The organism is Paraburkholderia sp. BR10937, assembly GCF_040965695.1.
Taxonomy (GTDB): domain Bacteria; phylum Pseudomonadota; class Gammaproteobacteria; order Burkholderiales; family Burkholderiaceae; genus Paraburkholderia.
The window spans coordinates 1-24,064 of sequence record NZ_JBFRCL010000081.1; the positions used below are offsets into that span (position 1 = coordinate 1).

Genomic DNA, 24,064 nt, shown 5'->3' on the forward strand with positions numbered 1-24,064 from the left:
GCATGGAAAATAAACTCTCGGTGAATGTGTCGGCGCCGCGCATGATCTTCGGGGGCAAGTGGGGGCCTTCTATCAACGCTTCATTGGTCTTCCGCGATGACGTGGCCGCCGGTACTTCAGCAGCCTGCTAGGCGCACCGCGAACGTCCGCGCGCTCAGCTCGCGGACGTATCGATCACCTTGAAGCGCGAGCGCTTGTTCGCGCGAATCACCGCCTCATACGCCTGCACGTACTCCTGCGCCATGCGGTGCGAGGTGAAGCGCTCTTCGAAGCGGCGCCGCACGCCGGCGCGCGGAACACGCGCGATGCGGTTCACCGCCGCCACGGCGCCGATCTCGTCCTCGACGATAAAGCCCGTCACGCCCTCTTCCACCACCTCCGGCACCGCGCCGCGATTGAACGCGATCACGGGCGTGCCGCACGCCATCGCCTCGATCATCACGAGGCCGAACGGCTCCGGCCAGTCGATCGGGAACAGCAGCGCATGGGCGCCGGAGAGGAATTCGGCCTTCTGGCCGTCGTTGATCTCGCCCACGTACTCGACGTGCGGCAGCGCAAGCAACGGCTTGATGTCGCGCTCGAAATACTCGCGGTCGGCTTCGTCGACCTTCGCGGCGATGCGGATGGGCAGCCCGCAGCGCCCGGCAATCCGTATCGCCGTGTCGACGCGTTTTTCCGGCGAAATGCGGCCGAGAAACGCCAGATAGCGCTGCTCGACGGGCTGCGGCGTGTAGAGCGTCTCGGGCAGGCCGTGGTAGACCGTACGCAGCCAGCGCGCCTGCGGCATCGGCTGGCGCTGTGCGTTCGAGATCGAGATCACGGGCGCGGTGTTGAACGTATCGAAGACCGGCTGCTGCTCGGGCAGGTCGAGACGGCCGTGCAGCGTCGTCACGAACGGCGTTTCCTGGCGCTTGAACACCGAAAACGAGTAGTAGTCCATATGGAAATGCAACACGTCGAACTGGTCGGCCTGGCGGCGCACCATTTCCATCAGCAGCATGTGCGGTGCGATGCGGTCGCGGATGCCGGGGTCGAGCCGCAGCGCACGTGGCCACACGGGCTCGAGCTTCGCGCTCGTGAGCGAATCGCCGCTCGCGAACAGCGTGACGTCGTGCCCGAGTTCGACCAGCGCTTCGGTGATATACGACACGGCGCGCTCGGTGCCGCCATAGAGCTTCGGCGGGACCGATTCGGTCAGCGGGGCGATCTGCGCAATTCTCATCGTGTGTCTCCAGGAAACGGGGCCACGTTGCCCGTTCTTGCGGTGCCGGTCATTCTAAGCCAGGTCCGGGCGGCATCGGCGACGCAGCAGTTGTCCCATTATTCGGCAAGCCGGGCGCGCGCGCCGCCAGTCTTTCAATTTCTATACGGTGTTACACGCCGAAACAACCCCTGCGTTTGCCCTACCGGCTTACCTGGCGGGCCATTTCCAGGCCGGCACGTCGAGCGTGTCGGGTTCGGCGAACCCGGTTGCGCCGAGGCGCCGTTCGAGCACGACCGACTGGCTGCCGGCCTCGCGCGCCAGCGCCGCCACGAGCCGCGCCGCGTGCGAGACGACGATGACCTGCGAGTGCCGCGACGCCCGCGCGATGAGCCGCGCGAGCGACGGCAGCAGGTCCGGATGCAGGCTCGTCTCGGGCTCGTCGAGCACCAGCAGGCCGGGCGGCCGCGGGCTCAGCAGCGCCGCCGCGAGCAGCAGGTAGCGCAAGGTGCCGTCCGAGAGTTCCGCGCCGCGCAGCGGCCGCAATAGCCCCTCCTGGCGCAGCGCTACCTCGAAGCGCCCTTCGTGATTGACGATTTCGACGCGCGCGCCGGGAAAGGCGTCGCCGATGGCGGTATCGAGCGCCTCGCCGTCGCCGATCTCGCGGATCGTCTGCAGCGCGGCGGCGAGGTTGGCGCCGTCGTCGGCGAGTACCGGCGAATGCGTGCCGATCTGCACCTGGCGCGCGCTCGCGTGCTCGTCGGTGCGGAAGTGGTCGTAGAAACGCCACGAGCGAATCTGCTCGCGCACGGCGATCATTTCGGGCGCGCTGCGCGGGTCGGCGTACTCGGTCATCATGCTGTCGAAGCTCGCCACGGGCTGCGCGAGCGTCGTCCACTCGCCCGCGGCGTCGCGGATGCGGATCATCGGCCCATGGCGGTCCACGAGCAACGCCGAGGGCCGCAGGATTGGCCCGCTCCAGATGCATTCGCGCTTGATCACCGGGTCGAGCGAAAACTGCGAAGTGGATGAAGGCAGCGGCAATCCCAGATCGATTGCGTAGCCGAACGCGTCGCCCGCGAAGCCAAGGCGCAGGCTCACCGCATCCTTGCGCAGCGTGCCCTGCACCGCGTATTCCCCTGCGGCGACGGCGCGCGAGAAGCGCTCCGGGCCCGCCCACAGCGTGGATTGCAGGCCGCCCTCGCGCGCCAGCGACGGAATCACGCCGCCGCGCGCGGTGAGCGCGAGCAGACGCAACGCGCGATAGAGATTCGACTTGCCACTGCCGTTCGGACCGGTCACGACATTGAGCGCGCCGAGCGGCGCGATGAGCTCGCGCAGCGAGCGGTAGTTGGCGATGGCGAGCGTAGTCAGCATGGAAGTGCGCGGGATTGCGTGGCAGTTGCGTGGCGGGCGCCTCGATCAGCCACGCATCATACGCAATCGTGCCGGTGCGCGAACCGCCTGTGCCCCGTATCGGTCAGCGCGGCTGGGGCACCGCCGCGAGGTCGCGCAGGAAGGTGTCTCGCCACACGCCGAGATCGTTGCGTCTGAGCGCCTCCATGTTGGTCTGGTAGCGCGCCTGACGCTCTTCGAGCGGCATCGAGAGCGCGCGTTCCAGCGCTTCCGACATGCCGGTCGCATCGTGAGGATTCACGAGCAACGCGCCCGTGAGTTCGGCCGCCGCGCCCGCGAAGATCGACAGCACGAGCACGCCCGGATCGTTGGGATTCTGCGCGGCCACGTATTCCTTGGCGACGAGGTTCATGCCGTCGTGCAACGGCGTCACATAGCCGATCTGCGACTCGCGAAACAGCGACATCAGCTTCCAGCGGTCGTACTGCTGGCTCAGATAGCGGATCGGCGTGTAATCGAGGCCCGAGTAGCGGCCGTTGATGCGCCCGGCTTCGCGCTCCAGCTCCTCGCGTATGACCTTGTAGCTCGCGACATCCGAGCGTGTGGGCGGCGCGATCTGCACGAGCGTGACCTTGCCGCGCCATTCGGGCGACGTTTCCAGCAACTGCTCGAACGCATGGAAACGCTCGACGAGACCCTTCGAATAGTCGAGCCGGTCCACGCTCATGATGAGCTTGCGCCCTTCCAGACTCTGCTTGAGGTCGAGCACGTGCTGGCGGCTTTCGTAGCGCGCGGCCTGCTCGGCGATCTCGTCCGGAAACACGCCGATGCGGTAGACCCCCGTGCGCAGCTTGCGGCCATACGCCTCGACTTCGCCATGCTCCGGATTCTCTGCGCGCTCGCGGATCTTGCCGCGCGCCTCGCGCGCGATGTAGTCGTGGAACGCCTGCTGGTCGTTCTGCGTCTGGAAGCCCAGCAGGTCGTAACAGCACAGCGACCTGACGAGTTCGTCGTGCGGCGGAATGGTCTGCAGCACCTGCGGCGAAGGAAACGGAATATGCAGGAAGAAGCCGATGCGGTTGCGCACGCCTTCCGAGCGCAGCGCCTCGGCGAACGGAATCAGGTGGTAGTCGTGGACCCAGACGTTGTCGTCCGGGTGGATCAGCTTCATGAGCTTGTGCGCGAGCCACGCGTTCACGCGGCGATAGCCCGCGTATTCGTCGCGCTCGTAGCGCGCGAGGTCGTTGCGGTAGTGGAAGACCGGCCAGAGCGTGGCGTTCGAGAATCCGCGGTAATACTGATCGTAGTCCTTGCGCGTGAGGCCGACGGTCGCAAAGGTGACGTGGCCTTCTTCGACGAGCGTCGGCCCCGCGTTCGCCACCGTCTCGCTCACCACGTCGCCGCTCCAGCCGAACCACACGCCGCCCGCGTCCTTCAGCGCGCCGAATACGCCGACCGCGAGGCCGCCTGCCGAGCCCTTGGTCTCCGTCGGCGTCGCCACGCGGTTCGAGACGACTATCAGTCTGCCCATCTTGCTGTTCCTCCTCCTTTCTCTTTCGACCGCTAGCAGCGGTTATCAACCATTGTCGCGGCGGCTTTCAGTCTCAGGCTCGCGGGCGCCGTTGGCTCCCGCTGTCTCCGCTCCTTTCGCCGCTTCTACCGCTTTGGCGTCCGTCGCCGCGTCCGGGCGCGCCGGGCGGTGCGTCTCCAGCTCCTCGCCGTGCCCCGGCACGCGCGTACCCGTCACGGGATCCGCCTCGGTATGAGCTGCCGTGCTCGCCGCCGCCTGCGGCGCCGGGCGGCGCACGAAGGACGGCAGTTCACCGGTGCTGCTTTCGAGTTCCGCCGACACCTCGGCGCGCGCGCGGGGCAGGAACTGCGGATAGTGCTCGTTGACGAAATCGAGCAGCCCTTCGCGCACGCGGCAGCGCAAATCGAAGTTCAGGCCGGAGTCGCGCGAACTCACCAGCACGCGCACCTGCATCGCGCGCTCGTTGGCGTCGGTGACCTGTAAAACCTGCACGCGGCGGTCCCATTCGGGTGCACCGTCGACGATGCGCGCGAGCGCCTCGCGCAGCGGCGCGAGCGGCATGCGATAGTCGAGCCACAGAAACACCGTGCCGATGATCTGCGAGCTGCTGCGCGTCCAGTTCGCGAACGGATTCTCGATGAACCACTGCAGCGGCACGATGAGCCGCCGCTGGTCCCAGATCCGCACCGAAACATAGGTGCCGGTAATTTCCTCGATGCGCCCCCACTCGCCCTGGATCACGACCACGTCGTCGAGCCGGATCGGCTGCGAGAGCGCGATCTGCAAACCGGCAATCAGATTCCCTAGCACGGGGCGTGCCGCGATACCGGCGACGAGACCGGCAACCCCGGCCGAAGCCAGCAGGCTCGCGCCGATCTGTCTCACGTTCGGGAAGGTCATGAGCGCCGCGCCCACGCCAACGATGATGATGAGGACCATCACCGTGCGCGCGAGCACGCGGGCCTGGGTGTGGATGCGGCGGGCCTGGAGGTTGTCGGCGATGTCGAGTGGATGGGCGGCGATGATGGCCTCGCCGATCGCCGCCGCGCAGCGCACCGAAAGCCAGGTGATCGCCGCGATCAGCGCGAACGCGCACAGTTCGCGCAGGCCGCTGATGTGCCGAAGCGTGTCGGGCGCCTGCCACCAGACGAATTCGATCGCGAGGATCGCGAGCACGGCGAGCGCCGGCTTGCGGATATAGCGCAGAAACACGCTGACCCGCGGATACGGGCGCGCGATGCGCAGCAACACGCGTCCGCCGACCCAGTGCAGGCCGAACGCGAAAACGAGCGCGAGCGCGCTCATGAACAACGTGCCGAGCCAGTCGTGCAGCGGCGCGTCGGTGAAACGGGAGAGATCGTCGAGTGTCGGCATCTGCGGCCAGTTCCTCCTGAGCATCCTGAGCAATAAGGCGACTCTTGGAAACGGCACGGGCGCAGGCCCGCGGACGGCCACGGCGATGGTGACAGCTGGCCTCGCTGCGGCCTCGAAGATGAACGGCGCGGCGGTGGTCGTCGCGCCGTGTTCCTGGCTACATCTATCTACGCGTTACGAGGTTACGACTCGAACCGGCCGGCTTCAACTGCCGTTGCCGGTCTTGCAGGGAAACGCCTTGCCGAGCCCGAGCGAAATGGCGGTACTGGCGTTGTAGCCGGCCACGTTCGGGTTGTCGGCGATGTACTTGCGCACCGCGTCGGTGAGTTGCGCCGAGCGCGCATCGGGCGGCAGGCAGAAGTATTGACCCACGCGCGGCCCGGTAGTGCCGCCGATGGCGTCGATGGTGTTGAAGATGCCGTCCGCGGCACCTTCGATATAGGCAGCGCACGCGCTGCGCGAAGCCACGTCGGTCTTCGTGCAGAGCCGGTTGAGGTCGCTTGCCGTGAACGCGAAAGCGGAGAGCGGAAACGCCATCGCGCCCGCACAGATCAGAACCCGCAGCATGGTTCTCCTTGAGTTGTCGTGGGGAGCGGCGTTTCGAACGCCGCCGGGCGGCCGCGTTGGTCCAGTGCGGCCGTCTTTATCCCCATTATTTTGCACTGTTTTGCGGCGCTGCCGGGCTCGCCGTGGAGAGGCCAGCCTGGGTCATGCGCGCCGTGAGGTCCTTGATCGCGTCCGGCGCCTTGTACTGGCGCGCGAAATCGAGCGCCGTCATGCCGATCTGGTTCTTCGCGCCAAGCGTCGCGCCGTGCTCGAGCAGCATCTGGAGCGTCGTGAGATGGTCGCCGCGCGCGGCCATCATGAGCGGCGTCGTGCCGTTGGGCGACAGCGCATTGACGTCGGCCGAATAGCCGATCAGCAGTTTCGCGACATCGTCGTTGCCGTTCGCGGCGGCGTAGTGCAGCGGCGTCCAGCCCTTCTTGTTGACCTCGGCGCCCTTGGTGATGAGGAGCTTCACGAAGTCCACGTCGCCGTTGAGCGAGGCGAGCATCAGTGCGTTTTCGCCTGCGCGGTCTTCGGCGGCGATGTTCGTCTTCGGGTTGTCGAGCAACAGCGCCCCGACTTTGTCGGACTTCTCGCGCGCGGCCAGCACGAGGAGCGGCATGCCCTGGTCGTCGGTGGCGTTCGGGTCCATGCCTTGAGCGAGCGCCTTTTGCACGCCCTTGTCGTCGTCGAACTTGACGCTCTTGATGAGCGAGTCGATCGGAGCGGCATGCGCCGCGGCGCCGAACAGCGTGGCGGCGACGCCGAGCACGAGCGCGGCGGCAGTACGGCGAACAGGGTTGGTGGCGTGCGGAAGCGGTTTCGAGTTCATGTCAAGCCTTAACGTTATCTGCTATCTCGTTGATATTTAACACCATTGACAGCATGCGGTTCGCGATTCAGGCCTGCGACTGGATCTTGAAGAGCCGGAAAAAATTCTGCGTGGTGACAGCGCCAAGTTCGGCGTCCGGCAATCCGCGTTGCTGCGCAATGAATCTTCCGACATGGCTCACGTACGCAGGTTCATTGGGTTTGCCACGAAATGGCACGGGCGCGAGGTACGGCGAATCGGTTTCGATCAAAAGGCGCTCGATCGGCACGCGGCGCGACACTTCCTGCACATCGGTCGCATTCTTGAACGTCACGATGCCCGAAAGCGAGATGTAAAAATTCTGCGCGAGCGCACGCTCGGCAATCGCCCAAGGCTCCGTGAAGCAATGCATCACGCCGCCCGGTTCGCCCGCGCGCTCTTCTTCCATGATGCGCAGGGTGTCGTCCGAAGCGGCTCGCGTATGAACGATGAGAGGCTTGCCCGTGGCGTGCGCCGCGCGAATGTGCGTGCGAAAGCGCTCGCGCTGCCATTCCATGTCGGCGATCGTGCGCTCGCCCAGGCGATAGTAATCGAGCCCCGTTTCACCGATCGCCACCACTTTCGGGTGCTCGGCCAGTTCGACCAGCTCGGCCACCGTCGGCTCGCGCATGTGCTCGTGGTCGGGATGCACACCGACCGATGCGTAGACGTTCTCGTAACGGCTCGCGATGTCGAGCACCGAAGGCAGCGTCTCGAGGTCCACCGACACGCACAGCGCGTGCGTGACGGCGTTCGCGCGCATGTTCTCGAGCACCTGCGGGAGGCGGTCGCCGAGGCCCTCGAAGTTGATGTGGCAATGCGAATCGACAAACATGGATGGTCCTGCGATGGAAGATTCGGGCCTGATCGGGTACGTCAGCGCCCGTCAGGCGAACAGTTCACGATAGCCGAGAAAGAGTTCCTCGAACACGAGGCGCGCATTCAGCGGATGGTTTTCCACGGCGCGCTGGCGCGTGACCGTCTTCAGGTAGCGCGCCAGCGCCGCGGCGTCGAGCTTCGCGGCGCAGCGCGCGAGGCCGCCGGCGGCCTGCGGAAAGTAGCGCGGGCGGCCCGCCGTGCGTTCGGCGAGCAGGGCGTAGACCCAACGCTGCAGCCAGCCGAGTACGAGCGGCACCGGCAGCTTCTGCAGCGTCTCGCCACAGGCAAAGGCGTCGCAGGCGGGGCCCGCCGCGAGCTGGGCCAGGGTCCAGTCGCGCAACGTGCGGTTTTCGTCGTGCGCGAGCGCGAGCGCCGCGAGGGGCGCGCCGCCGGCTTCGGCGAGCAGCGCCGGCGCGTCGTCCACGCCCTGCTGCGCGAGCCAGGCCGCGGCGGCTGCGGGCGCGGGCGTGCCCATGGGCCACTGGCGGCAACGGCTGATGATGGTCGGCAGCAGGCGGTCGATGCGCGCCGAGACCACGAGGAACACCACGCCTGCGGGCGGTTCTTCGAGCGTCTTGAGCAGCGCGTTCGCGGCTGCGACGTTGAGCGCCTCGGCCGGATACAGCACGACCACGCGCAGGCCGCCGCGATGCGAGCCCACGCCCGTGAAGTCGAGCAGTGCCCGCACCTGCTCGATGCGGATTTCCTTGCTCGGCGCGCGGCCCTTCTTGCCTTCTTCACCGTCTGCCTTGTCAGCCTTGTCGGCTTTGGCGTCATCGTCGCCCGCCGGGCCGATTTCGCCTGCCAATGCCTCGGGCACGACGATGCGGTAATCCGGATGATTGCCCTGGACGAACCAGTTGCAGGCCGCACAGGCGCCGCACGGCTCGCCATTGGCCTGCGGCGCTTCGCAGAGCAGCCCCTTCGCCAGATGCTGCGCGAACTGGAGCTTGCCGATGCCCGCCTGGCCATGCAGCAGCAGCGCATGCGGCCAGTGGCTGCGCAGTTGCTGCAGGCGTTGCCAGTCATCGGTTTGCCAGGGATAGATCATCTTCGGAATCAATCGGTTAAGCGGTCTTCAGTGGAATTCACATGAGGATCGCGCAGCCCTATAAGAACGCCAGATATCGGCTTGAAATCAAAGCGCTGCGATCACATGCTCGAGTTTTTTGCGAATCGCGTCGATGCCCTGCGACGAATCGACGATCGCGAAACGATACGGCGCCTCTTCCGCGCGGCGCAGGTATTCGGTGCGCGTGCGCTTGAAGAACGCGTCGGATTCGCTTTCGAAGCGATCGGGTTCGCGCGCCGCGCCGCGCCGCTCGCTCGCCGTGTCGGGCGGCAGGTCGAACAGCACCGTCAGATCCGGCTGGAAACCGCCCTGCACCCAGCGCTCCAGCGTTTCGAGCTTGTCGCGCGGCAGCCCGCGGCCGCCGCCCTGGTAGGCGAAGGTGGCGTCGCTGAAACGGTCGGACAGCACCCAGTCGCCGCGCGCGAGCGCGGGCTCGATCACCTTGGCGAGGTGCTCGCGGCGCGCCGCGAACATCAGGAGCGCCTCGGTTTCGAGATCCATCGGCTGATGCAGCACGAGTTCCCGGATCGACTCGCCAAGCGGCGTGCCGCCGGGTTCGCGCGTCATGACGACCGTACGGCCCGTCGGCGCGAGTTTCTGCGCGAGCTGATCGCAAAACCAGGCGAGATGCGTGGTCTTGCCCGCGCCGTCGATGCCCTCGAACGTGATGAATCGGCCCCGCGCCATTTAATTTCCCCGGATGTATTTGTCGACGGCCTTGTTGTGGTCGACAAGATTGTCAGAAAAGACGCTGCTGCCGTCGCCGCGCGCCACGAAGTACAGCGCGGCCGTCGAAGCCGGATTGAGCGCCGCCTGGATCGCCGCGACGCCGGGCAGCGCAATGGGCGTTGGCGGCAACCCGAGGCGCAGGTAGGTATTGTAAAGAGTGTCCGACTGCAGATCGCGCTTGCGCAAATGCCCCGCGTAGGTGTCGCCCAGTCCGTAGATCACGGCCGGATCGGTCTGCAGCGGCATGCCAACTTTCAGGCGGTTCGAGAACACGGCCGCCACGAGCGCGCGGTCGGCGGCGCGGCCCGTCTCCTTTTCGACGAGCGACGCGAGCGTCAGCGCCTCGTAGGGCGACTTCAACGGCAGGCCGGGCGCGCGTGCGGTCCACGCTTCGTTCAGACGCGTCTGCATCAGGTGGTACGCACGCCGGTACACGTCGAGATCGCTCGAGCCCTTGTCGAACAGATAGGTGTCGGGGAAAAACAACCCCTCGCCGCTGCCGTTCGGCGCGGGCGGCGCGCCGATCGCGGCGAGCAGCTCGGCGTCGCTCATGCCGGCCGTGTCGTGGCGCAGCGCGGGGTTCGCGTCGAGTTCGGCGCGCATGTGCTTGAAGGTCCAGCCTTCGATGATGGTGGCGACGGACTCGTTCACGTCGCCGAGCGCCATCTTCTGCAGCACCTCATAGGGCGTGATGCCCGCCTTGAACTCGTAGTTGCCCGATTTGAGCTGGCTCTGCAAGCCGAGCACGCGCGTCATGAGCACGAAAAGTTGCGTCTGCACGGGCACGCCGCCGCGCCGCAATTGCAGCGTGACGCTGCGCACGGTGCTGTGCGGCTTGATGGTGACGTCGAGCTGTGGGGCGGCCAGTTCGAGCGGCGTGGTGGCCCAGCGCCATACGCCGCCTGCCGCGGCGGCGCCAATCACGACTAGCGCGGCGCCGGCAACAAGGCATTTCTTCAGAAGGGACATGGAAACACGACTCAGGGGGACCTCATATAATAACTGCTTGCCTTCGCTAAAGTCAGGATTGACTGTTCCCCGAATCCATGAACTCACCGCTCGATCCCGCTTCCACGCTTTGCGTTCCTGAATCCACGGCCGACTTCGATGCCGTTCTGAAAGGCGGCGCCTACGCGATCCTGCCGCAGTTCGGCGTGATCGACGCCAATGGCGACGACGCCGCGACCTTCCTGCACAGCCAGCTCACCAACGACGTCCAGCATCTCGACGTGGCCGGCGCGCGCCTCGCGGGCTACTGCTCGCCCAAGGGCCGTCTGCTCGCCTCGTTCCTCACGTGGAAGACCGGCGACACGATCCGTCTCCTGATCTCGAAGGATGTGCAGGCCGCGGTGCAAAAACGCCTGTCGATGTTCGTGCTGCGCTCCAAGGCCAGGCTCACCGACGACAGCGACAAGCTGCTCGTGGTGGGCCTCGCTGGCGACGTGCGCGGCGCGCTCGCGAGCGTGTTCGACGCGCTGCCCGACGGCGTGCACGTGAAGGTCGACGACCCCGCGGGCACGCTGATCCGCGTGCCCGACGCGGCCGGCGTGCTGCGTTATCTGTGGGTCGGCCCGAAGGAAGCGGTGCAGGAGCGCCTCACGAAGCTCGACGGTACGCTCAAGCGCGTGTCGCCGGCGGTGTGGGACTGGCTCGACATTCGTGCGGGCGAGCCGCGCATCACGCAGGCCGTGAGCGAGCAGTTTGTGCCGCAGATGGTCAACTACGACGTGCTGGGCGGTGTGAACTTCCGCAAGGGCTGCTACCCTGGCCAGGAAATCGTCGCGCGCAGCCAGTATCGCGGCACGATCAAGCGCCGCACCGCGCTCGCCAATGTGGCCGCGAGTCTGGACGCCGCGCATGCGGGCGTCGAGCTTTTCCATTCGGACGACCCGAGCCAGCCGTGCGGCATGGTCGTGAACGCCGCCGCCGCGCCCGAGGGCGGCGTCGATCTGCTCGCCGAAATCAAGCTGGCCGCGCTCGAAACGGGCAGCGTGCATCTCGGCGCCGCCGACGGCCCCGCGCTGCGCGTGCTGCCGCTGCCGTACGCGTTGCCGGCCGAAATTTGACGCCGCGCACCGCGTCCATCGCACGTGAGGCGCCCGGCGCCTCGCGTTGCCTGGGCGCGGCCCCAGACCCGACCCTGCAAGGGCCAGCTCCATGTGCCTGATCGTGTTCGACTGGCGTCCACGCGCGAGCGCCGGCGTGCTATTCACGCTCGCGGCGAACCGCGACGAGTTCCTGCGCCGCACCGCCGACCCGCTGCACTGGTGGAACGCTTCGGACGACGTCACGTCGCCGGGCAGTACGGCAACGGGCGTGCTGGCGGGCCGCGATCTCGTCGGCGGCGGCACGTGGCTCGGGATGACGCGCAGCGGGCGCTTCGCCGCGCTCACGAACTATCGCGCGCCGAACGACATGCGCCCCGACGCGCCCACGCGCGGCACGCTCGTCTCGCGCTGGCTCACCGGCGCGCAAGGTCTGCCCGATACGCCGCTCGGCTATCTCGACGAGATCGCGCGCTCGGGCGATCTCTATAACGGCTTCAACCTGATCGTCGGTGACTGGACGCGGCGCGAGCTGGCGTGGTACTGCAATCGCGCGGACCGTGCGCCGGCCTTGCTGCCCGAAGGCACGCACGGCATTTCGAACGCCGTGCTCGACACGCCGTGGCCCAAGCTCGTGCGCAAGCGCGCGGAACTCGCGCAGCTCGCGACGGGTGACGCGCAAGTCCCCCTCGCGCGGTTCGTGGACATGATGCGCGACCCGCAGGTCGCACCGGACCGCGACTTGCCCGCCACCGGCATTTCGCTGGAACGCGAACGCGCGCTTTCCGCGGCATTCATCGAAACGCCCGACTACGGGACGCGCGGCACCACGGCGCTGCGCGTGACGCTGCGCGGCACCCTGCTGGATGTGGAAGCGCTGGAGCGCAGCGACGACGACGGCGCGCATCGCGTCGTCCGCCCGGGCGCCTTCGAGCGCCACGAGACCTACACCGTCGAAAGAGGCTGAGCGCCTTTCAGTCGCCCGTGCCGAACGCCACGCGCAACGCATGGGCGGCCTGCTGCTGCGCACGGCCCGATTCGGCCACGCCGATCCACACGGGCGCGAGGCCGCGATAATCCGGCTCGCCGCGCGTGCCGTCGAGCGGCGCGAAGCGCCAGTCGTCGCCTGCGCCGTCTGCTCGTGGTAAGGCGCGCGGCCCGTGCGGGCCACCATGTCGAGCACGAGTGCGATCTTCGCGGTGAGTGGCATGGCACGGACCCCGTGCGCCGCTTTTATTGCGGCGCTTTCTTGACTTCAGGTTTGAGCGAGAGCGGATCGGTCGGGTTGCGCAATGTTTCGATATCCTCATGGCGCAGCTTCACCGATGGCAGAATCTGCGGATGCGTGAGGATATAGAAGCGCCCTTCGCGCACGGCGTCGAAGGTCGCCTTCGCGACGTCGGCGGGCGTGAGCCTGCCGGAACGCACCGCGCGCTGCAACTGCAGATCGGCGGCTTGCTGCGAGCGCGTGGGCGGTTCTTCGTTGCGCAGATCGTCAGGGCGGCTGCGCTCGGCGTTCGCGATGCCGGTCGACACGAAGGCCGGACACAGCAGCGAGCAGCTCACCTTGTCGGTCACGTTCTTCAGGTCGTGATAGAGCGTTTCGGTGAGCGAGACCACTGCATGCTTCGACGCGTTGTACACGCCCATGGCGGGCGGCGAAAGCAGCCCCGCCACCGAAGCCGTGTTGACGATATGCGCGCGCTCGCCCTGTGCGAGCATGGCTGGCGTGAAGCTGCGCACGCCATTGGCCACGCCCATCACGTTCACGCCGAACACCCAGTCCCAGTCCTTCGCGCTGCTCTCCCACACGAAGCCGCCGGTGCCGACGCCTGCGTTGTTGAACAGCAGATGAACCTTGCCATAGGTGTCGAGCGCGGCCTTCGCGAGTGCGTCGACCTGCGTGGCATCGCGCACGTCGGTGCGCACGCCGATGGCCTGTGCGCCATCTTCGCGCAATGCATCGACGGTTTCGTCGAGCAGCGCCTGATCGACGTCGGCAAGCACGAGCTTCATGCCGAGCGCTGCGGCCTGTTGCGCGAACGCGCGGCCAAAGCCGCTTGCCGCGCCCGTGATGACGGCCACGCGGCCGTCGAACTCAAACGGTTCGGACATTGCGAATCCTGCGGTGAAGGTTATGGTAAATCCTGCGCACGGAAAAGCGAAGCGCCCTTCCAGGGCGCTTCGCTCACACTCAGATAGTTAGATCAGCTTGACGAGCTGCTTGCCGAAGTTCTGGCCTTTGAGCATGCCGAGGAACGCGCTCGGCGCGTTCTCGAGCCCGTCGGCCACCGTCTCGCGATACGCGAGCTGCTGCTTCGCGACCAGCGTGCCCAGCTCCGTCAGCGCCTGCGGCCACACTTCCATGTGCTCGCTCACGATGAAGCCCTGCACGAGCAGGCGCTGCGTGAGCAGCAGTTGCGGATACTTGAGCGGCATCGGCTCGCCGTCGTAGCCGGCGATCATCCCGCACAGCGCGATGCGCCCGAACGCGTTCATGCGCGCGAGCGTAGCGTCGAGCACCGCGCCGCCGACGTTCTCGAAGTAGCCGTCCACGCCGTCCGGCGTCGCGGCCTTGAGGTCCTGATAGAGATTGCCGGCCTTGTAATCGACGCATGCGTCGAAGCCGAGCGTCTCCACGACATAGCGGCATTTGTCCGCGCCGCCTGCGATACCGACCGCGCGGCAACCTGCGCGCTTCGCAAGCTGGCCGACCACGCTGCCCACCGCGCCGCTCGCCGCGCTCACGACGACGGTTTGCCCCGCCTTCGGTTCGATGATGCGGTTCAGGCCGTACCACGCGGTGACGCCCGGCATGCCCACGGGCCCGAGGTACGCGGAAAGCGGCACATGCGTCGTATCGACGACATGCAGGTCGCTGCCGTTCGAGGTGCCGAACTCCTGCCAGCCGAACATGCCCACGACCTTGTCGCCGACCTTGAACTTCGGGTTGCGCGACTCGACCACCTCGCCCGCCGTGCCGCCGATCATCACCGAGTCGAGCGGCTGCGGCGCTGCATACGACTTGCTGTCGTTCATGCGCCCGCGCATGTACGGATCGAGCGAGAGATAGTGGTTGCGCACGCGCAGCTGGCCCTCTTCGAGCGGTGCGAGCGGCGTTTTGACGAGGCGGAAGTTATCGACGCTCGCGGCGCCTTCCGGGCGCGAAGCGAGCAGGATCTGGCGATTGGTCTGGGTCATGGCGTCCGTGTTGCTTCGTTGGGCGCGGCGAGGCGTTGCCCGCCTGCCGCGCAAGAGAACCGCAATCGGGTACGCACGAGCAAAGCCCTCGCACGCGCCCGATCGCGCGTTTAACCGTCGCTCGGGCCCGGCCGCGCGCTGGGGTCGCTGCGCAGACGCTGACGCGTCACGTCGCGGCCCACCGCAAGCCGGCGCATGTACTTGAAGGTGCCGAGCGCCTTGGCGACGAAATGGCCTTCGCTGTCGCGAATCTCGCCTTCGCAATAGGCCATCGTGGTGGAACGGTGCAGCACGCGGCCCGTGGCGCGCAACTCGCCGCGCCCCGGCTGCATGAAGTTCACTTTCATTTCGACGGTGACGACGCCCACGCCGTCGGCGGCAACGCTGCGCGCCGCCATGGCGAGCGCGATGTCGGCGAGCGTCATCGTGACGCCGCCGTGCGCGACGTCCCACGTATTCAGATGCCGCTCGGCGAGCGGCAGCACGACTTCGCTCGCGCCGTCACGCGCGCTCACGAGTTGCGCGCCGAGATGCTCGACGAAGGGACTCTCGATGATCGTGAGCGACGGTTGCGCTGGTTGTGCGTTAGCGCCTTTTGGCGCGCCGCCGCTCTGCGATTGATCTGCGGTACCGGTCATGATGCGCTTCAGGCCACGTAATCCACGCACTGGCGCGACTCGACCACGAGCTTCGCGAACTGCTTCACGACGAGATGCTCGGGGTGATCCTGATAGCCATCGAGCGCGGCCTGATCGGCGAAGTCGGAAACGAGCACGAGGTCGAACGTGGAAGCGAGGCCCGGCTCGGCCACACCGACTTCGAGGTGCAGCGTGCCCGGCACGAGATCGCGGCAGCCTTCGAGCAGCGCCTTGAACTTGACGACGTTCTCGGCACGCGTCGCGCCTTCGGCCGACTCCTTGAGCTTCCACATCACGATATGACGAATCACGAACTCACCCCTTTCTGTCTGCATGGGAACAGGCGCCGCACCGTGCGCGCGCCGACAGCCGTCATGATACCCGCAGCGGCTCGGGCGCGAGGGTGGCCCGACGCGCGCAAAGCCGTGGGAAAGCGGTGAAATCGTGAGTGCGGCAGCGGGCTGTCCACTGCCGCGCCCTGGCGTCAGACGACTTCGAAGAGGCCGGCAGCGCCCTGCCCGCCGCCGATGCACATCGTCACCACGACGAACTTCGCGCCGCGGCGCTTGCCTTCGATGAGCGCGTGGCCCGTGAGGCGCGCGCCCGACACGCCGTACGGGTGACCGACGGCAATCGCGCCGCCATTCACGTTCAGGCGGTCGGCGGCAATGCCGAGCTTGTCGCGGCAGTACAGCACCTGCACGGCGAACGCTTCGTTCAGCTCCCACAGGTCGATGTCCTCGACCTTCAGGCCCGTCTGCCTGAGCAGCTTGGGCACCGCGAAGACAGGACCGATGCCCATCTCGTCCGGCTCGCAGCCCGCCACCGCGAAGCCGCGGAAAATGCCGAGCGGCTGCAGGCCTTCGCGCTCCGCGACTTTCGCGTTCATCACGACGCAGGCGCTCGCACCGTCCGAGAACTGGCTCGCGTTGCCGGCCGTGATGACGCCGCCCGGCATCGCCGTGCGGATCTTCGCAACGCCTTCGAGCGTGGTGTCGGCGCGAATGCCTTCGTCGGCGGCGATCGTCACTTCCTTCGTGACGAGCTGTCCCGTGGCCTTGTCGGCCACACCGGCGAGCACCGTCATCGGCACGATTTCGTCGTTGAAGAGACCCGCGGCCTGCGCGGCCGCCGCGCGCAGCTGCGACTGCACGCCGTATTCGTCCTGGCGATCCTTCGAGATTTCATAGCGCTTCGCGACGTTCTCGGCCGTTTGCAGCATGCTCCAGTAGATTTCGGGCTTGTGCTGGTTCAGCCAGCCTTCGGCCACCATGTGGCGGTTCATCTCGTTCTGCACGCACGAGATCGATTCCACCCCGCCTGCGACGAACACGTCGCCTTCGCCCGCGATCACGCGTTGCGCGGCAAGCGCGATCGTCTGGAGTCCGGATGAACAGAAGCGGTTCACCGTCATGCCCGGCACGCTCACGGGCAGGCCCGCACGCAGCGCGATCTGGCGCGCGATATTCGCGCCCGTGGCGCCCTCAGGGTTTGCGCAGCCCATGATCACGTCTTCCACGCGGGCGGGGTCGATCTTCGCGCGCTCGACGGCGGCTTGCGTCACGTGCCCGCCGAGCGTGGCGCCGTGCGTCATGTTGAAGGCGCCCTTCCAGGATTTGGCGAGGCCCGTGCGGGCGGTCGATACGATTACGGCGTCAGTCATGCGATGTCTCCCACTACGAAGATTGAATCCAGAGGATGTCTTTGATTGGACGTTCAGGCGGACGCTGCCAGCACCTCGGCCGATTGCACGCGCTTCACACCGGCGGCCAGCAACTGCTGCCACGCGGCGACGAGCGAGCCGTTCAGGTCGATGGCGCGCGAGGCATCTTCGATCAGCACGGCTTCGAAGCCCGCGGCGCGCGCGTCGAGCGCGGACCACGCCACGCAATAGTCGGTCGCGAGGCCGCAGCAGTACACGCGCTTCACGCCCACGTCGCGCAGATAGCCCGCGAGTCCGGTGGGCGTCTTGCGGTCGGCCTCGAGAAACGCCGAGTAGCTGTCCACGTCGGCGTGATGGCCCTTGCGGATCACCGCGCGCGCATGCGGCACGTCCAGGTCGCGATGCAGCGCGGCGCCTTCGGTGCCCTGCACGCAATGCACGGGCCACAGCACCTGCTCGCCGTAAGGCAGCGTCGTCGTTTCGAACGGCGCACGTCCCGCATGATTGGCCGCAAACGAGACGTGCTGCGCAGGGTGCCAGTCCTGCGTGAGCACCACATGGCTGAAGCCCTGCGCGAGCCGGTTCGCGACCGGCACGACTTCATCGCCATGGGCGACGGCAAGCGCGCCGCCCGGCATGAAGTCGTATTGCAGGTCGATCAGCAGGAGCACGTCGTCTGCGCTTCTCATGATGTTCGTCCGCCTGTTCGTCCGCTATTGCGTCCGCAAGTGATGTTTAGTTGAACGTACCGCCGCTGGCAGCCAGCTCGACGATCGAAGGCGCGACTTCCCACGCCTCGCCATTGCGCTGCTGCGCGTAGCGGCGAATCGCACGTTCGACGTTGTAGAGGCCGACCGTGTCGGCGTACAGCATCGGGCCGCCGCGCCACAGCGGGAAGCCGTAGCCCGTGAGATAGACCATGTCGACGTCCGACGCCTTCGAAGCGATGCCCTCTTCGAGAATCTTCGCGCCTTCGTTGACGAGCGAGAACACGAGACGCTCGACGATTTCCTCGTCGCTGATCTTGCGGCGTTCCACACCCGCTTCCTTCGAGTACGCCACGATCATCTCGTCGACGAGTTTCGACGGCAGCGCGTTGCGCTCGCCCGCCTTGTAGTCGTACCATCCCGCGCCGGTCTTCTGCCCGAAGCGGCCGGTCTCGCACAGACGGTCGGCGATTTTCGAGTACTTCATGTCCGGGTGTTCCTGATAACGGCGCTTGCGAATGGCCCAGCCGATATCGTTGCCGGCCAGATCGCTCATGCGAAACGGGCCCATCGCGAAGCCGAACTTCTCGATCGCCCGGTCCACTTGCGCGGGCAGCGCGCCTTCTTCGAGCATATAGAGCGCCTGACGCACGTACTGCTCGATCATGCGGTTGCCGATGAAGCCGTCGCACACGCCCGAAACCACGGCCGTCTTGCGGATCTTCTTCGCGACCTGCATGACAGTGGCGAGCACGTCCTTGGCCGTTTCCTTGCCGCGCACGACTTCGAGCAGCTTCATCACGTTGGCAGGACTAAAGAAGTGCAGACCCACCACGTCCTGCGGACGCTTCGTGAACGCCGCGATCTTGTCGACGTCGAGCGTCGAGGTGTTCGAGGCGAGGATCGCGCCGGCCTTGGCGACTTCGTCGAGGCGCTTGAACACCTGCTCCTTCACGCCGAGTTCTTCGAACACCGCTTCGATGATGAGATCGGCTTGCTTGAGGTCGTCGTAGGAAAGCGTCGGGCTGATGAGAGCCATGCGCGCTTCCACCTTCTCCTGCGTGAGCTTGCCCTTCTTGACCTGCGCCTCGTAGTTCTTGCGGATCGTGGCGAGGCCGCGGTCGAGCGCTTCCTGCTTCGTTTCCAGCAGCGTGACCGGCACGCCCGCGTTGAGGAAGTTCATCGTGATGCCGCCGCCCATCGTGCCCGCGCCGATCACCGCGACCTTCTGGATGTCGCGCGTGGGCGTGCTAGACGGCACATCGGGAATCTTGCTCGCAGCGCGCTCGCCGAAGAACGCATGGCGCAGCGCGCGGCTTTCCGGCGTCTGCACGAGTTCGAGGAAGCATTCGCGCTCGAACACGAGACCCTTGTCGAAGCCCTGCTTCACCCCCGCCGCGATGGCGTCGACGCACTTGACCGGCGCGGGATAGTTCTTCGCCATCGCGCCAACGGTGTTGCGCGAGAACTGCAGGAAGCCTTCGGCGTTCGCGTGTTCGATCTTGCGGTTGCGCACGAGTGGATGCGGGCCCGGCTTGTCGGCGGCCTTGCGCGCGAATGCGATCGCCTCTTCGAGCAGATCGCCTTGCGCCATGGCGTCGAAGAGCCCCGAAGTCGCGAGCTTTTCGCTCATCACCGGCGCGCCCGTGACGATCATGTTGAGCGCGGCTTCGAGGCCGATCGCGCGCGGCAGACGCTGCGTGCCGCCCGCGCCCGGCAGAATGCCGAGCTTCACTTCGGGCAGCGCGATCTGCGCGCCGGCAGCGGCGATCCGGTAGTGCGCGCCGAGCGCCAGTTCGAGACCGCCGCCCATGGCCACGCTATGGATCGCGGCCACGACCGGCTTCGCGCTCTTTTCAACTTCCTTGATGACGGTGTGGAGCGTGGGCTCCTGCATCGCCTTGGGCGTGTTGAATTCGGTGATGTCCGCGCCGCCCGAGAACGCCTTGCCGGCACCCGTGATCACGATGGCCGCAACGGCCGGATCACTCGCGGCGCGCGCGAGGCCCTCGACAATGCCTGCGCGGGTCGAATGCCCGAGGCCGTTGACGGGCGGATTATTGAGCGTGATGACGGCGACGCCGTCGCGAGTCGTGTAGTCCACTGCCATTTGCCTGCCTCCATGCTTGCGGGCCGCGATGTGCGTCGTCGGTTTCATTGTCCGACATTCCCGGTCAGCAGGCAGAATACCCAAAAAAGAACGTTCGTTCAATTTTTTGCTGCGCTGCAGACGCCAGGGTTTGTACTGAACGCACGAATCCGGCGGGTCGGCGGGCAAAAGTCGGAAGAAAAAAACGCAGCCAGATGGCTGCGCCGGAGAACCTTGCGCGGCTGCGCGGGGGGACTCGGGGTGGCTTATCCGCGCTTCGCGGCGTCTTGCGCCGGATCGATCGGACACCCCTCCACGGCGAGCGCAGTCGGCAACACATAGGCGCGGAACTGCTCGCGCAGCTTGAGCTTTTGCAGCTTGCCCGTTGCCGTATGCGGCAATTCATCGACGAACACGGCGTCGTCGGGTAGCCACCATTTCGCGACCTTGCCTTCGAAGTGCGCGAGGAGTTCTTCACGCGTGATCGCGGCGCCGGGCTTCTTCACCGCGACGATGAGCGGCCGCTCGGTCCAGCGCGGATGCGCGCAGGCAATGCACGCGGCCTCCGCGATAGCCGGATGCGCCACGGCGATGTTCTCCAGCTCGATCGAGCTGATCCACTCGCCGCCCGACTTGATCACGTCCTTGCTGCGGTCGGTGATGTGCAGGAAGCCGTCGGGGTCGATCGTGGCGACGTCGCCCGTGGGGAACCAGCCGTCCACGAGCGGCGAGCCGCTTTCCTGGCGGAAATAACGGTCGATCACCCACGGCCCGCGCACGTGCAGGTCGCCGAACGTCACGCCATCCCACGGCAGTTCCCGCCCGTCTTCGCCCACGATCTTCATGTCCACGCCGAAGATCACGCGCCCCTGCTTTTCGAGTAGTGCCTGCTGCGCTTCGCGCGGACGCTCCGACTGCTCCCAGTTGAGCCTCGAGAGCGTGCCGAGCGGCGACATCTCCGTCATGCCCCAAGCGTGGATGGTCTGCACGCCGTAGTCGTCCTCGAAGGCGCGCTGGATCGCCGGCGGGCAGGCCGAGCCGCCCACCACCGTGCGCTGCAGCGTGGTAAAACGCACGCCCGCGCTGCGCACATACGCCAGCAAGCCGAGCCAGACCGTGGGCACGCCGGCCGAGGCGGTGACGCCTTCCGCTTCCATGAGTTCGTAGAGCGACTTGCCGTCGAGGTCCTTGCCGGGCATCACGAGCTTTGCGCCCGTGAGCGGCGCCGCATGCGGAATGCCCCATGCGTTCACATGGAACATCGGCACGACCGGCAGGATCGCATCGCGCGCGGAAAGCCCCATGGCGTCGGGCAGCGACGCGCCATACGCGTGCAGCACCGACGAGCGGTGCGTGTAGAGCGCCCCTTTCGGGTTGCCCGTGGTGCCGGACGTGTAGCAAAGGTTCGAGGCGCTGCGCTCGTCGAGTTCGGGCCACGCGTAGCTGCCATCCTGCGCGGCGAGCAGCGTTTCGTAGCCGAGCACTTCCGTGCGCATGGCCGGCCGGTGCGACTCGTCGCACAGCGCGATCCAGCCGCGCACGTTCGGGCATTGCGGCGCGAGCGTGTCGACGAGCGCGGCGAACGTGATGTCGAACAGCACGTAGCGGTCGTCGGCGTGATTGACGATCCAGGCGATCTGTTCGGGAAAGAGCCGCGGATTGATGGTGTGGCACACGGCGCCGAAGCCGGTCACGCCGAAATAGGCTTCGAGATGCCGGTAGCCGTTCCAGGCCAGCGTGCCGACGCGCTCGCCGGGCGCCACGCCCAGCGCCATGAGCGCCTGGGCAAGCTGCTTCGAGCGCGTCTCGCACTCGCGGTACGTGTAACGATGAATATCGCCCTCGACGCGGCGCGAGACGATCTGCGCGCTGCCATGATGGCGCGCCGCATGCGCAATCAACGACGGGAGCGTGAGCGGCACATCCATCATCTGTCCCAGCAGCGGCGCACTCATCGGTGGCGGTCTCCTCGCGTTGGATCGGCGTTCGGTGTCGTTGTCTTTCGCGTTTTGCTTTCGCATCTCTGGCTGGCGCGCCGGCAAGCTTCGAACGTGCCCCAGCACGCCGGCGGGTGCGGACTTACAATATCGACTATTCAACAGGCCCTCAATATGTCGTTTTCACCAGGCACTACCGACTCTCAAGGCGGCTCGTCCGCTCCGCTCATGCCCGCCACCGGTCCGCTCGCCGACTTCGAACGCGCATTGATCGTGCCGCGCGACGACGCGTTCGCCGCACTCGGCGCCCGCTTTTACACGCGGCTGCCCGGCGCGCCGCTGCCTGCGCCTTACGTTGTCGGCTTCTCACAGGCCATGGCGGCGCAACTCGGGCTCGATGCATCGGCTGTTGCCGATCCCGCGTTCGCCGGGTTCTTCAGCGGGAATTTCACGCGCGAGCGCTCGCCTTCGGCCATGTCGTACGCAACGGTCTACTCCGGCCACCAGTTCGGCGTATGGGCGGGCCAACTCGGCGACGGCCGCGCGCTCACGCTCGGCGAGGTCGAACACGAGGGCAGGCGCAACGAGGTTCAGCTCAAAGGCGCGGGCCGCACGCCCTATTCGCGCATGGGCGACGGCCGCGCCGTGCTGCGCTCGTCGATCCGCGAGTTCCTGTGCTCGGAGGCCATGCATCATCTCGGCATTCCGACCACGCGCGCCCTCACGGTGACCGGCTCCGACCAGCCCGTGCGCCGCGAAGAGATGGAAACGGCGGCGGTCGTCACGCGCGTGTCGCCGAGCTTCGTGCGCTTCGGCCACTTCGAGCATTTCTATTCTCGCGACGACGTGGACGCGCTGCGCGCACTCGCCGACCACGTGATCGCGCGCTTCTATCCGCAACTGCGCGAAGCCGACGACCCCTACCTCGCCCTGCTCGACGAAGCGGTGCGCAGCACGGCGGCGCTGATAGTCGAGTGGCAGGCCGTGGGCTTCTGCCACGGCGTGATGAACACCGACAACATGTCGATCCTCGGCCTCACGATCGACTACGGTCCGTTCGGCTTCATGGACGGCTTCGACGCCAACCACATCTGCAATCACTCGGATTCGCAGGGCCGCTACGCGTACCGCATGCAGCCGCAGATCGCGTACTGGAATCTCTTCTGCCTCGCGCAGGCGCTCGTGCCGCTGTTCGGCGCGCACTACGACATCGCCGACGAGAAGAAGCGCGGCGAGCGCGTGGTGGCCGATGCGCAAGGCGTGCTCGAACGCTTCAAGGGGCACTTCGCGCCCGCGCTCGAATCGCGCATGCGCGCGAAGCTCGGCCTCGAACACGCGCGCGAAGGCGACGACGCGCTCGCGAACAAGCTGTTCGAAATCATGCATGCCAACCGTGCCGATTTCACGCTCACGTATCGCCATCTCTCGCGTGTCTCGAAGCATGACGCGAGCGGCGACACGTCGGTGCGCGATCTCTTTCTCGATCGCCCCGCCTTCGACGCCTGGGCCGCCGACTACCGCGCGCGCCTCGCGCACGAAACACGCGACGACGCCGCGCGCGCGGAGGCAATGAACCGCACCAATCCGAAATACGTGCTGCGCAATCACCTCGCGCAAACGGCGATCGAGCGCGCCGCGCAAAAAGACTTCAGCGAAGTCGAGCGGCTCGCGAAGGTGCTGGAGCGGCCATTCGACGAGCAGCCCGAGAACGCGTCGTACGCGGGGCTGCCGCCCGACTGGGCGAGTTCGCTCGAAGTCAGTTGCTCTTCGTGAGCGCGCCCCCATCTACGTGATCCTTGTTTCCCACCCGACAGGAACCCGACATGAGCCAGGACGACCACAACTCCCCCTCCTACCCCGGCTACAAGTCCGACGAGCAATGGCGCGAGCAGCTCGACGAAGGCCAGTACCAGGTCACGCGCCATGCGGCCACCGAGCGCGCCTTCACGGGCAAGTACTGGGATCATTTCGATCGCGGCGTGTATGACTGTGTGTGTTGCGGCACGCCGCTCTTCGAGTCCGACACGAAATTCGACGCCGGTTGCGGCTGGCCGAGCTACTTCCGCCCGATCAACGGCGAAGTGATCGAGGAGAAAACCGACCGCACGCACGGCATGCTGCGCATCGAGGTGCGCTGCAAGAACTGCGGCGCACACCTCGGCCACGTGTTCGAGGATGGTCCGGCCCCGACGGGCCTTCGGTATTGCATCAATTCGGCTGCGCTACAATTCGAGCCCAAGTGAACG

General features: G+C 66.6%; 21 protein-coding genes and 1 pseudogene. 4 read left to right on the forward strand and 18 right to left on the reverse strand.

Translation table 11 applies throughout. The features are described from left to right. Positions 1-154: 154 nt before the first annotated feature. From AB4Y44_RS38615 to mltG, 10 genes and pseudogenes are all read right to left on the reverse strand, one after another. A complete protein-coding gene (locus AB4Y44_RS38615) occupies positions 155-1,222 on the reverse strand; it encodes a glycosyltransferase family 4 protein (protein ID WP_342923932.1) in 1,068 nt (355 codons plus the stop codon). Between the two features lie 189 nt (positions 1,223-1,411). Continuing rightward, positions 1,412-2,578, reverse strand: coding sequence for an AAA family ATPase (locus AB4Y44_RS38620; RefSeq protein ID WP_368702443.1), 1,167 nt, complete (start codon positions 2,576-2,578; stop codon positions 1,412-1,414). Between the two features lie 103 nt (positions 2,579-2,681). Beyond that, the gene (otsA, locus tag AB4Y44_RS38625; RefSeq protein ID WP_342923930.1) at positions 2,682-4,088 is read right to left on the reverse strand and encodes an alpha,alpha-trehalose-phosphate synthase (UDP-forming); all 1,407 of its coding nucleotides are present in this window, start codon (positions 4,086-4,088) and stop codon (positions 2,682-2,684) included. Between the two features lie 210 nt (positions 4,089-4,298). Continuing rightward, positions 4,299-5,462, reverse strand: a pseudogene (locus tag AB4Y44_RS38630) (mechanosensitive ion channel family protein); the annotation flags it as partial. Between the two features lie 204 nt (positions 5,463-5,666). Then, positions 5,667-6,029: a Rap1a/Tai family immunity protein gene (locus tag AB4Y44_RS38635; RefSeq protein WP_368702444.1), complete on the reverse strand. Its 363-nt coding sequence runs from the start codon at positions 6,027-6,029 to the stop codon at positions 5,667-5,669. A gap of 85 nt (positions 6,030-6,114) precedes the next feature. Beyond that, the gene (locus AB4Y44_RS38640) at positions 6,115-6,840 is read right to left on the reverse strand and encodes an ankyrin repeat domain-containing protein (protein ID WP_342923929.1); all 726 of its coding nucleotides are present in this window, start codon (positions 6,838-6,840) and stop codon (positions 6,115-6,117) included. A gap of 67 nt (positions 6,841-6,907) precedes the next feature. Next, positions 6,908-7,693: a TatD family hydrolase gene (locus AB4Y44_RS38645; protein WP_342923928.1), complete on the reverse strand. Its 786-nt coding sequence runs from the start codon at positions 7,691-7,693 to the stop codon at positions 6,908-6,910. Positions 7,694-7,744: 51 nt separating this feature from the next. Then, positions 7,745-8,788: a DNA polymerase III subunit delta' gene (locus AB4Y44_RS38650; protein WP_368702445.1), complete on the reverse strand. Its 1,044-nt coding sequence runs from the start codon at positions 8,786-8,788 to the stop codon at positions 7,745-7,747. Positions 8,789-8,875: 87 nt separating this feature from the next. Further along, the gene (gene tmk / locus AB4Y44_RS38655; RefSeq protein ID WP_028207007.1) at positions 8,876-9,496 is read right to left on the reverse strand and encodes a dTMP kinase; all 621 of its coding nucleotides are present in this window, start codon (positions 9,494-9,496) and stop codon (positions 8,876-8,878) included. Then, entirely contained in the window at positions 9,497-10,507 is a 1,011-nt protein-coding gene (mltG, locus tag AB4Y44_RS38660) for an endolytic transglycosylase MltG (RefSeq protein ID WP_368702446.1), read from the reverse strand. Positions 10,508-10,584: 77 nt separating this feature from the next. On the opposite strand from mltG, the gene AB4Y44_RS38665 reads away from it, so the two are divergent. After that, positions 10,585-11,604, forward strand: a complete 1,020-nt coding sequence (locus AB4Y44_RS38665; protein WP_342923926.1) for a folate-binding protein — start codon at positions 10,585-10,587, stop codon at positions 11,602-11,604. A gap of 91 nt (positions 11,605-11,695) precedes the next feature. Continuing rightward, positions 11,696-12,550 (forward strand): NRDE family protein, encoded by an 855-nt coding sequence (locus AB4Y44_RS38670; RefSeq protein ID WP_368702447.1) that lies wholly within the window; start codon positions 11,696-11,698, stop codon positions 12,548-12,550. A gap of 266 nt (positions 12,551-12,816) precedes the next feature. Here the strand turns inward: AB4Y44_RS38670 and AB4Y44_RS38675 are convergent, their stop codons facing one another. From AB4Y44_RS38675 to AB4Y44_RS38710, 8 genes are all read right to left on the reverse strand, one after another. Beyond that, on the reverse strand, positions 12,817-13,698 hold the full coding sequence (locus tag AB4Y44_RS38675) for an SDR family oxidoreductase (protein WP_368702448.1): 882 nt from the start codon (positions 13,696-13,698) through the stop codon (positions 12,817-12,819). Positions 13,699-13,785: 87 nt separating this feature from the next. Then, positions 13,786-14,784 carry an NADP-dependent oxidoreductase gene (locus AB4Y44_RS38680; protein WP_368702449.1) on the reverse strand — a complete coding sequence of 333 codons (999 nt, stop codon included), beginning with the start codon at positions 14,782-14,784 and terminating at the stop codon, positions 13,786-13,788. A gap of 110 nt (positions 14,785-14,894) precedes the next feature. After that, positions 14,895-15,422 (reverse strand): PaaI family thioesterase, encoded by a 528-nt coding sequence (locus AB4Y44_RS38685; protein WP_368702450.1) that lies wholly within the window; start codon positions 15,420-15,422, stop codon positions 14,895-14,897. Between the two features lie 8 nt (positions 15,423-15,430). Continuing rightward, complete coding sequence (locus AB4Y44_RS38690; protein WP_342923957.1) at positions 15,431-15,733, reverse strand: Dabb family protein; 303 nt, start codon at positions 15,731-15,733, stop codon at positions 15,431-15,433. 173 nt (positions 15,734-15,906) lie between these two features. After that, positions 15,907-17,085: an acetyl-CoA C-acyltransferase gene (locus tag AB4Y44_RS38695; protein ID WP_368702451.1), complete on the reverse strand. Its 1,179-nt coding sequence runs from the start codon at positions 17,083-17,085 to the stop codon at positions 15,907-15,909. A gap of 53 nt (positions 17,086-17,138) precedes the next feature. Continuing rightward, positions 17,139-17,774, reverse strand: coding sequence for a bifunctional nicotinamidase/pyrazinamidase (pncA, locus tag AB4Y44_RS38700; RefSeq protein ID WP_342923920.1), 636 nt, complete (start codon positions 17,772-17,774; stop codon positions 17,139-17,141). Positions 17,775-17,820: 46 nt separating this feature from the next. After that, entirely contained in the window at positions 17,821-19,902 is a 2,082-nt protein-coding gene (locus AB4Y44_RS38705) for a 3-hydroxyacyl-CoA dehydrogenase NAD-binding domain-containing protein (RefSeq protein WP_368702452.1), read from the reverse strand. Positions 19,903-20,147: 245 nt separating this feature from the next. Then, on the reverse strand, positions 20,148-21,836 hold the full coding sequence (locus AB4Y44_RS38710; RefSeq protein WP_368702453.1) for a 3-(methylthio)propionyl-CoA ligase: 1,689 nt from the start codon (positions 21,834-21,836) through the stop codon (positions 20,148-20,150). 210 nt (positions 21,837-22,046) lie between these two features. Between AB4Y44_RS38710 and AB4Y44_RS38715 the strand changes: the two genes are divergently transcribed. Then, positions 22,047-23,591 (forward strand): YdiU family protein, encoded by a 1,545-nt coding sequence (locus AB4Y44_RS38715; protein ID WP_368702459.1) that lies wholly within the window; start codon positions 22,047-22,049, stop codon positions 23,589-23,591. A 50-nt stretch (positions 23,592-23,641) separates the two neighbouring features. Further along, complete coding sequence (gene msrB, locus AB4Y44_RS38720) at positions 23,642-24,061, forward strand: peptide-methionine (R)-S-oxide reductase MsrB (RefSeq protein WP_042269481.1); 420 nt, start codon at positions 23,642-23,644, stop codon at positions 24,059-24,061. The last annotated feature ends 3 nt before the right edge of the window (positions 24,062-24,064 follow it).

What these genes read in the sequence shown, in the direction of transcription:
- AB4Y44_RS38615 (WP_342923932.1), bottom strand. Translation starts at nt 1,222, where the DNA reads ATGAGAATTGCGCAGATCGCCCCGCTGACCGAATCGGTCCCGCCGAAG.
- AB4Y44_RS38680 (WP_368702449.1), bottom strand. Translation starts at nt 14,784, where the DNA reads ATGACCCAGACCAATCGCCAGATCCTGCTCGCTTCGCGCCCGGAAGGC.
- AB4Y44_RS38635 (WP_368702444.1), bottom strand. Translation starts at nt 6,029, where the DNA reads ATGCTGCGGGTTCTGATCTGTGCGGGCGCGATGGCGTTTCCGCTCTCC.
- AB4Y44_RS38715 (WP_368702459.1), top strand. Translation starts at nt 22,047, where the DNA reads ATGCCCGCCACCGGTCCGCTCGCCGACTTCGAACGCGCATTGATCGTG.
- AB4Y44_RS38650 (WP_368702445.1), bottom strand. Translation starts at nt 8,788, where the DNA reads ATGATCTATCCCTGGCAAACCGATGACTGGCAACGCCTGCAGCAACTG.
- AB4Y44_RS38670 (WP_368702447.1), top strand. Translation starts at nt 11,696, where the DNA reads ATGTGCCTGATCGTGTTCGACTGGCGTCCACGCGCGAGCGCCGGCGTG.
- mltG (WP_368702446.1), bottom strand. Translation starts at nt 10,507, where the DNA reads ATGTCCCTTCTGAAGAAATGCCTTGTTGCCGGCGCCGCGCTAGTCGTG.
- AB4Y44_RS38685 (WP_368702450.1), bottom strand. Translation starts at nt 15,422, where the DNA reads ATGACCGGTACCGCAGATCAATCGCAGAGCGGCGGCGCGCCAAAAGGC.
- AB4Y44_RS38620 (WP_368702443.1), bottom strand. Translation starts at nt 2,578, where the DNA reads ATGCTGACTACGCTCGCCATCGCCAACTACCGCTCGCTGCGCGAGCTC.
- tmk (WP_028207007.1), bottom strand. Translation starts at nt 9,496, where the DNA reads ATGGCGCGGGGCCGATTCATCACGTTCGAGGGCATCGACGGCGCGGGC.
- AB4Y44_RS38645 (WP_342923928.1), bottom strand. Translation starts at nt 7,693, where the DNA reads ATGTTTGTCGATTCGCATTGCCACATCAACTTCGAGGGCCTCGGCGAC.
- AB4Y44_RS38705 (WP_368702452.1), bottom strand. Translation starts at nt 19,902, where the DNA reads ATGGCAGTGGACTACACGACTCGCGACGGCGTCGCCGTCATCACGCTC.
- AB4Y44_RS38665 (WP_342923926.1), top strand. Translation starts at nt 10,585, where the DNA reads ATGAACTCACCGCTCGATCCCGCTTCCACGCTTTGCGTTCCTGAATCC.
- AB4Y44_RS38710 (WP_368702453.1), bottom strand. Translation starts at nt 21,836, where the DNA reads ATGAGTGCGCCGCTGCTGGGACAGATGATGGATGTGCCGCTCACGCTC.
- msrB (WP_042269481.1), top strand. Translation starts at nt 23,642, where the DNA reads ATGAGCCAGGACGACCACAACTCCCCCTCCTACCCCGGCTACAAGTCC.
- otsA (WP_342923930.1), bottom strand. Translation starts at nt 4,088, where the DNA reads ATGGGCAGACTGATAGTCGTCTCGAACCGCGTGGCGACGCCGACGGAG.
- AB4Y44_RS38695 (WP_368702451.1), bottom strand. Translation starts at nt 17,085, where the DNA reads ATGACTGACGCCGTAATCGTATCGACCGCCCGCACGGGCCTCGCCAAA.
- pncA (WP_342923920.1), bottom strand. Translation starts at nt 17,774, where the DNA reads ATGAGAAGCGCAGACGACGTGCTCCTGCTGATCGACCTGCAATACGAC.
- AB4Y44_RS38640 (WP_342923929.1), bottom strand. Translation starts at nt 6,840, where the DNA reads ATGAACTCGAAACCGCTTCCGCACGCCACCAACCCTGTTCGCCGTACT.
- AB4Y44_RS38675 (WP_368702448.1), bottom strand. Translation starts at nt 13,698, where the DNA reads ATGTCCGAACCGTTTGAGTTCGACGGCCGCGTGGCCGTCATCACGGGC.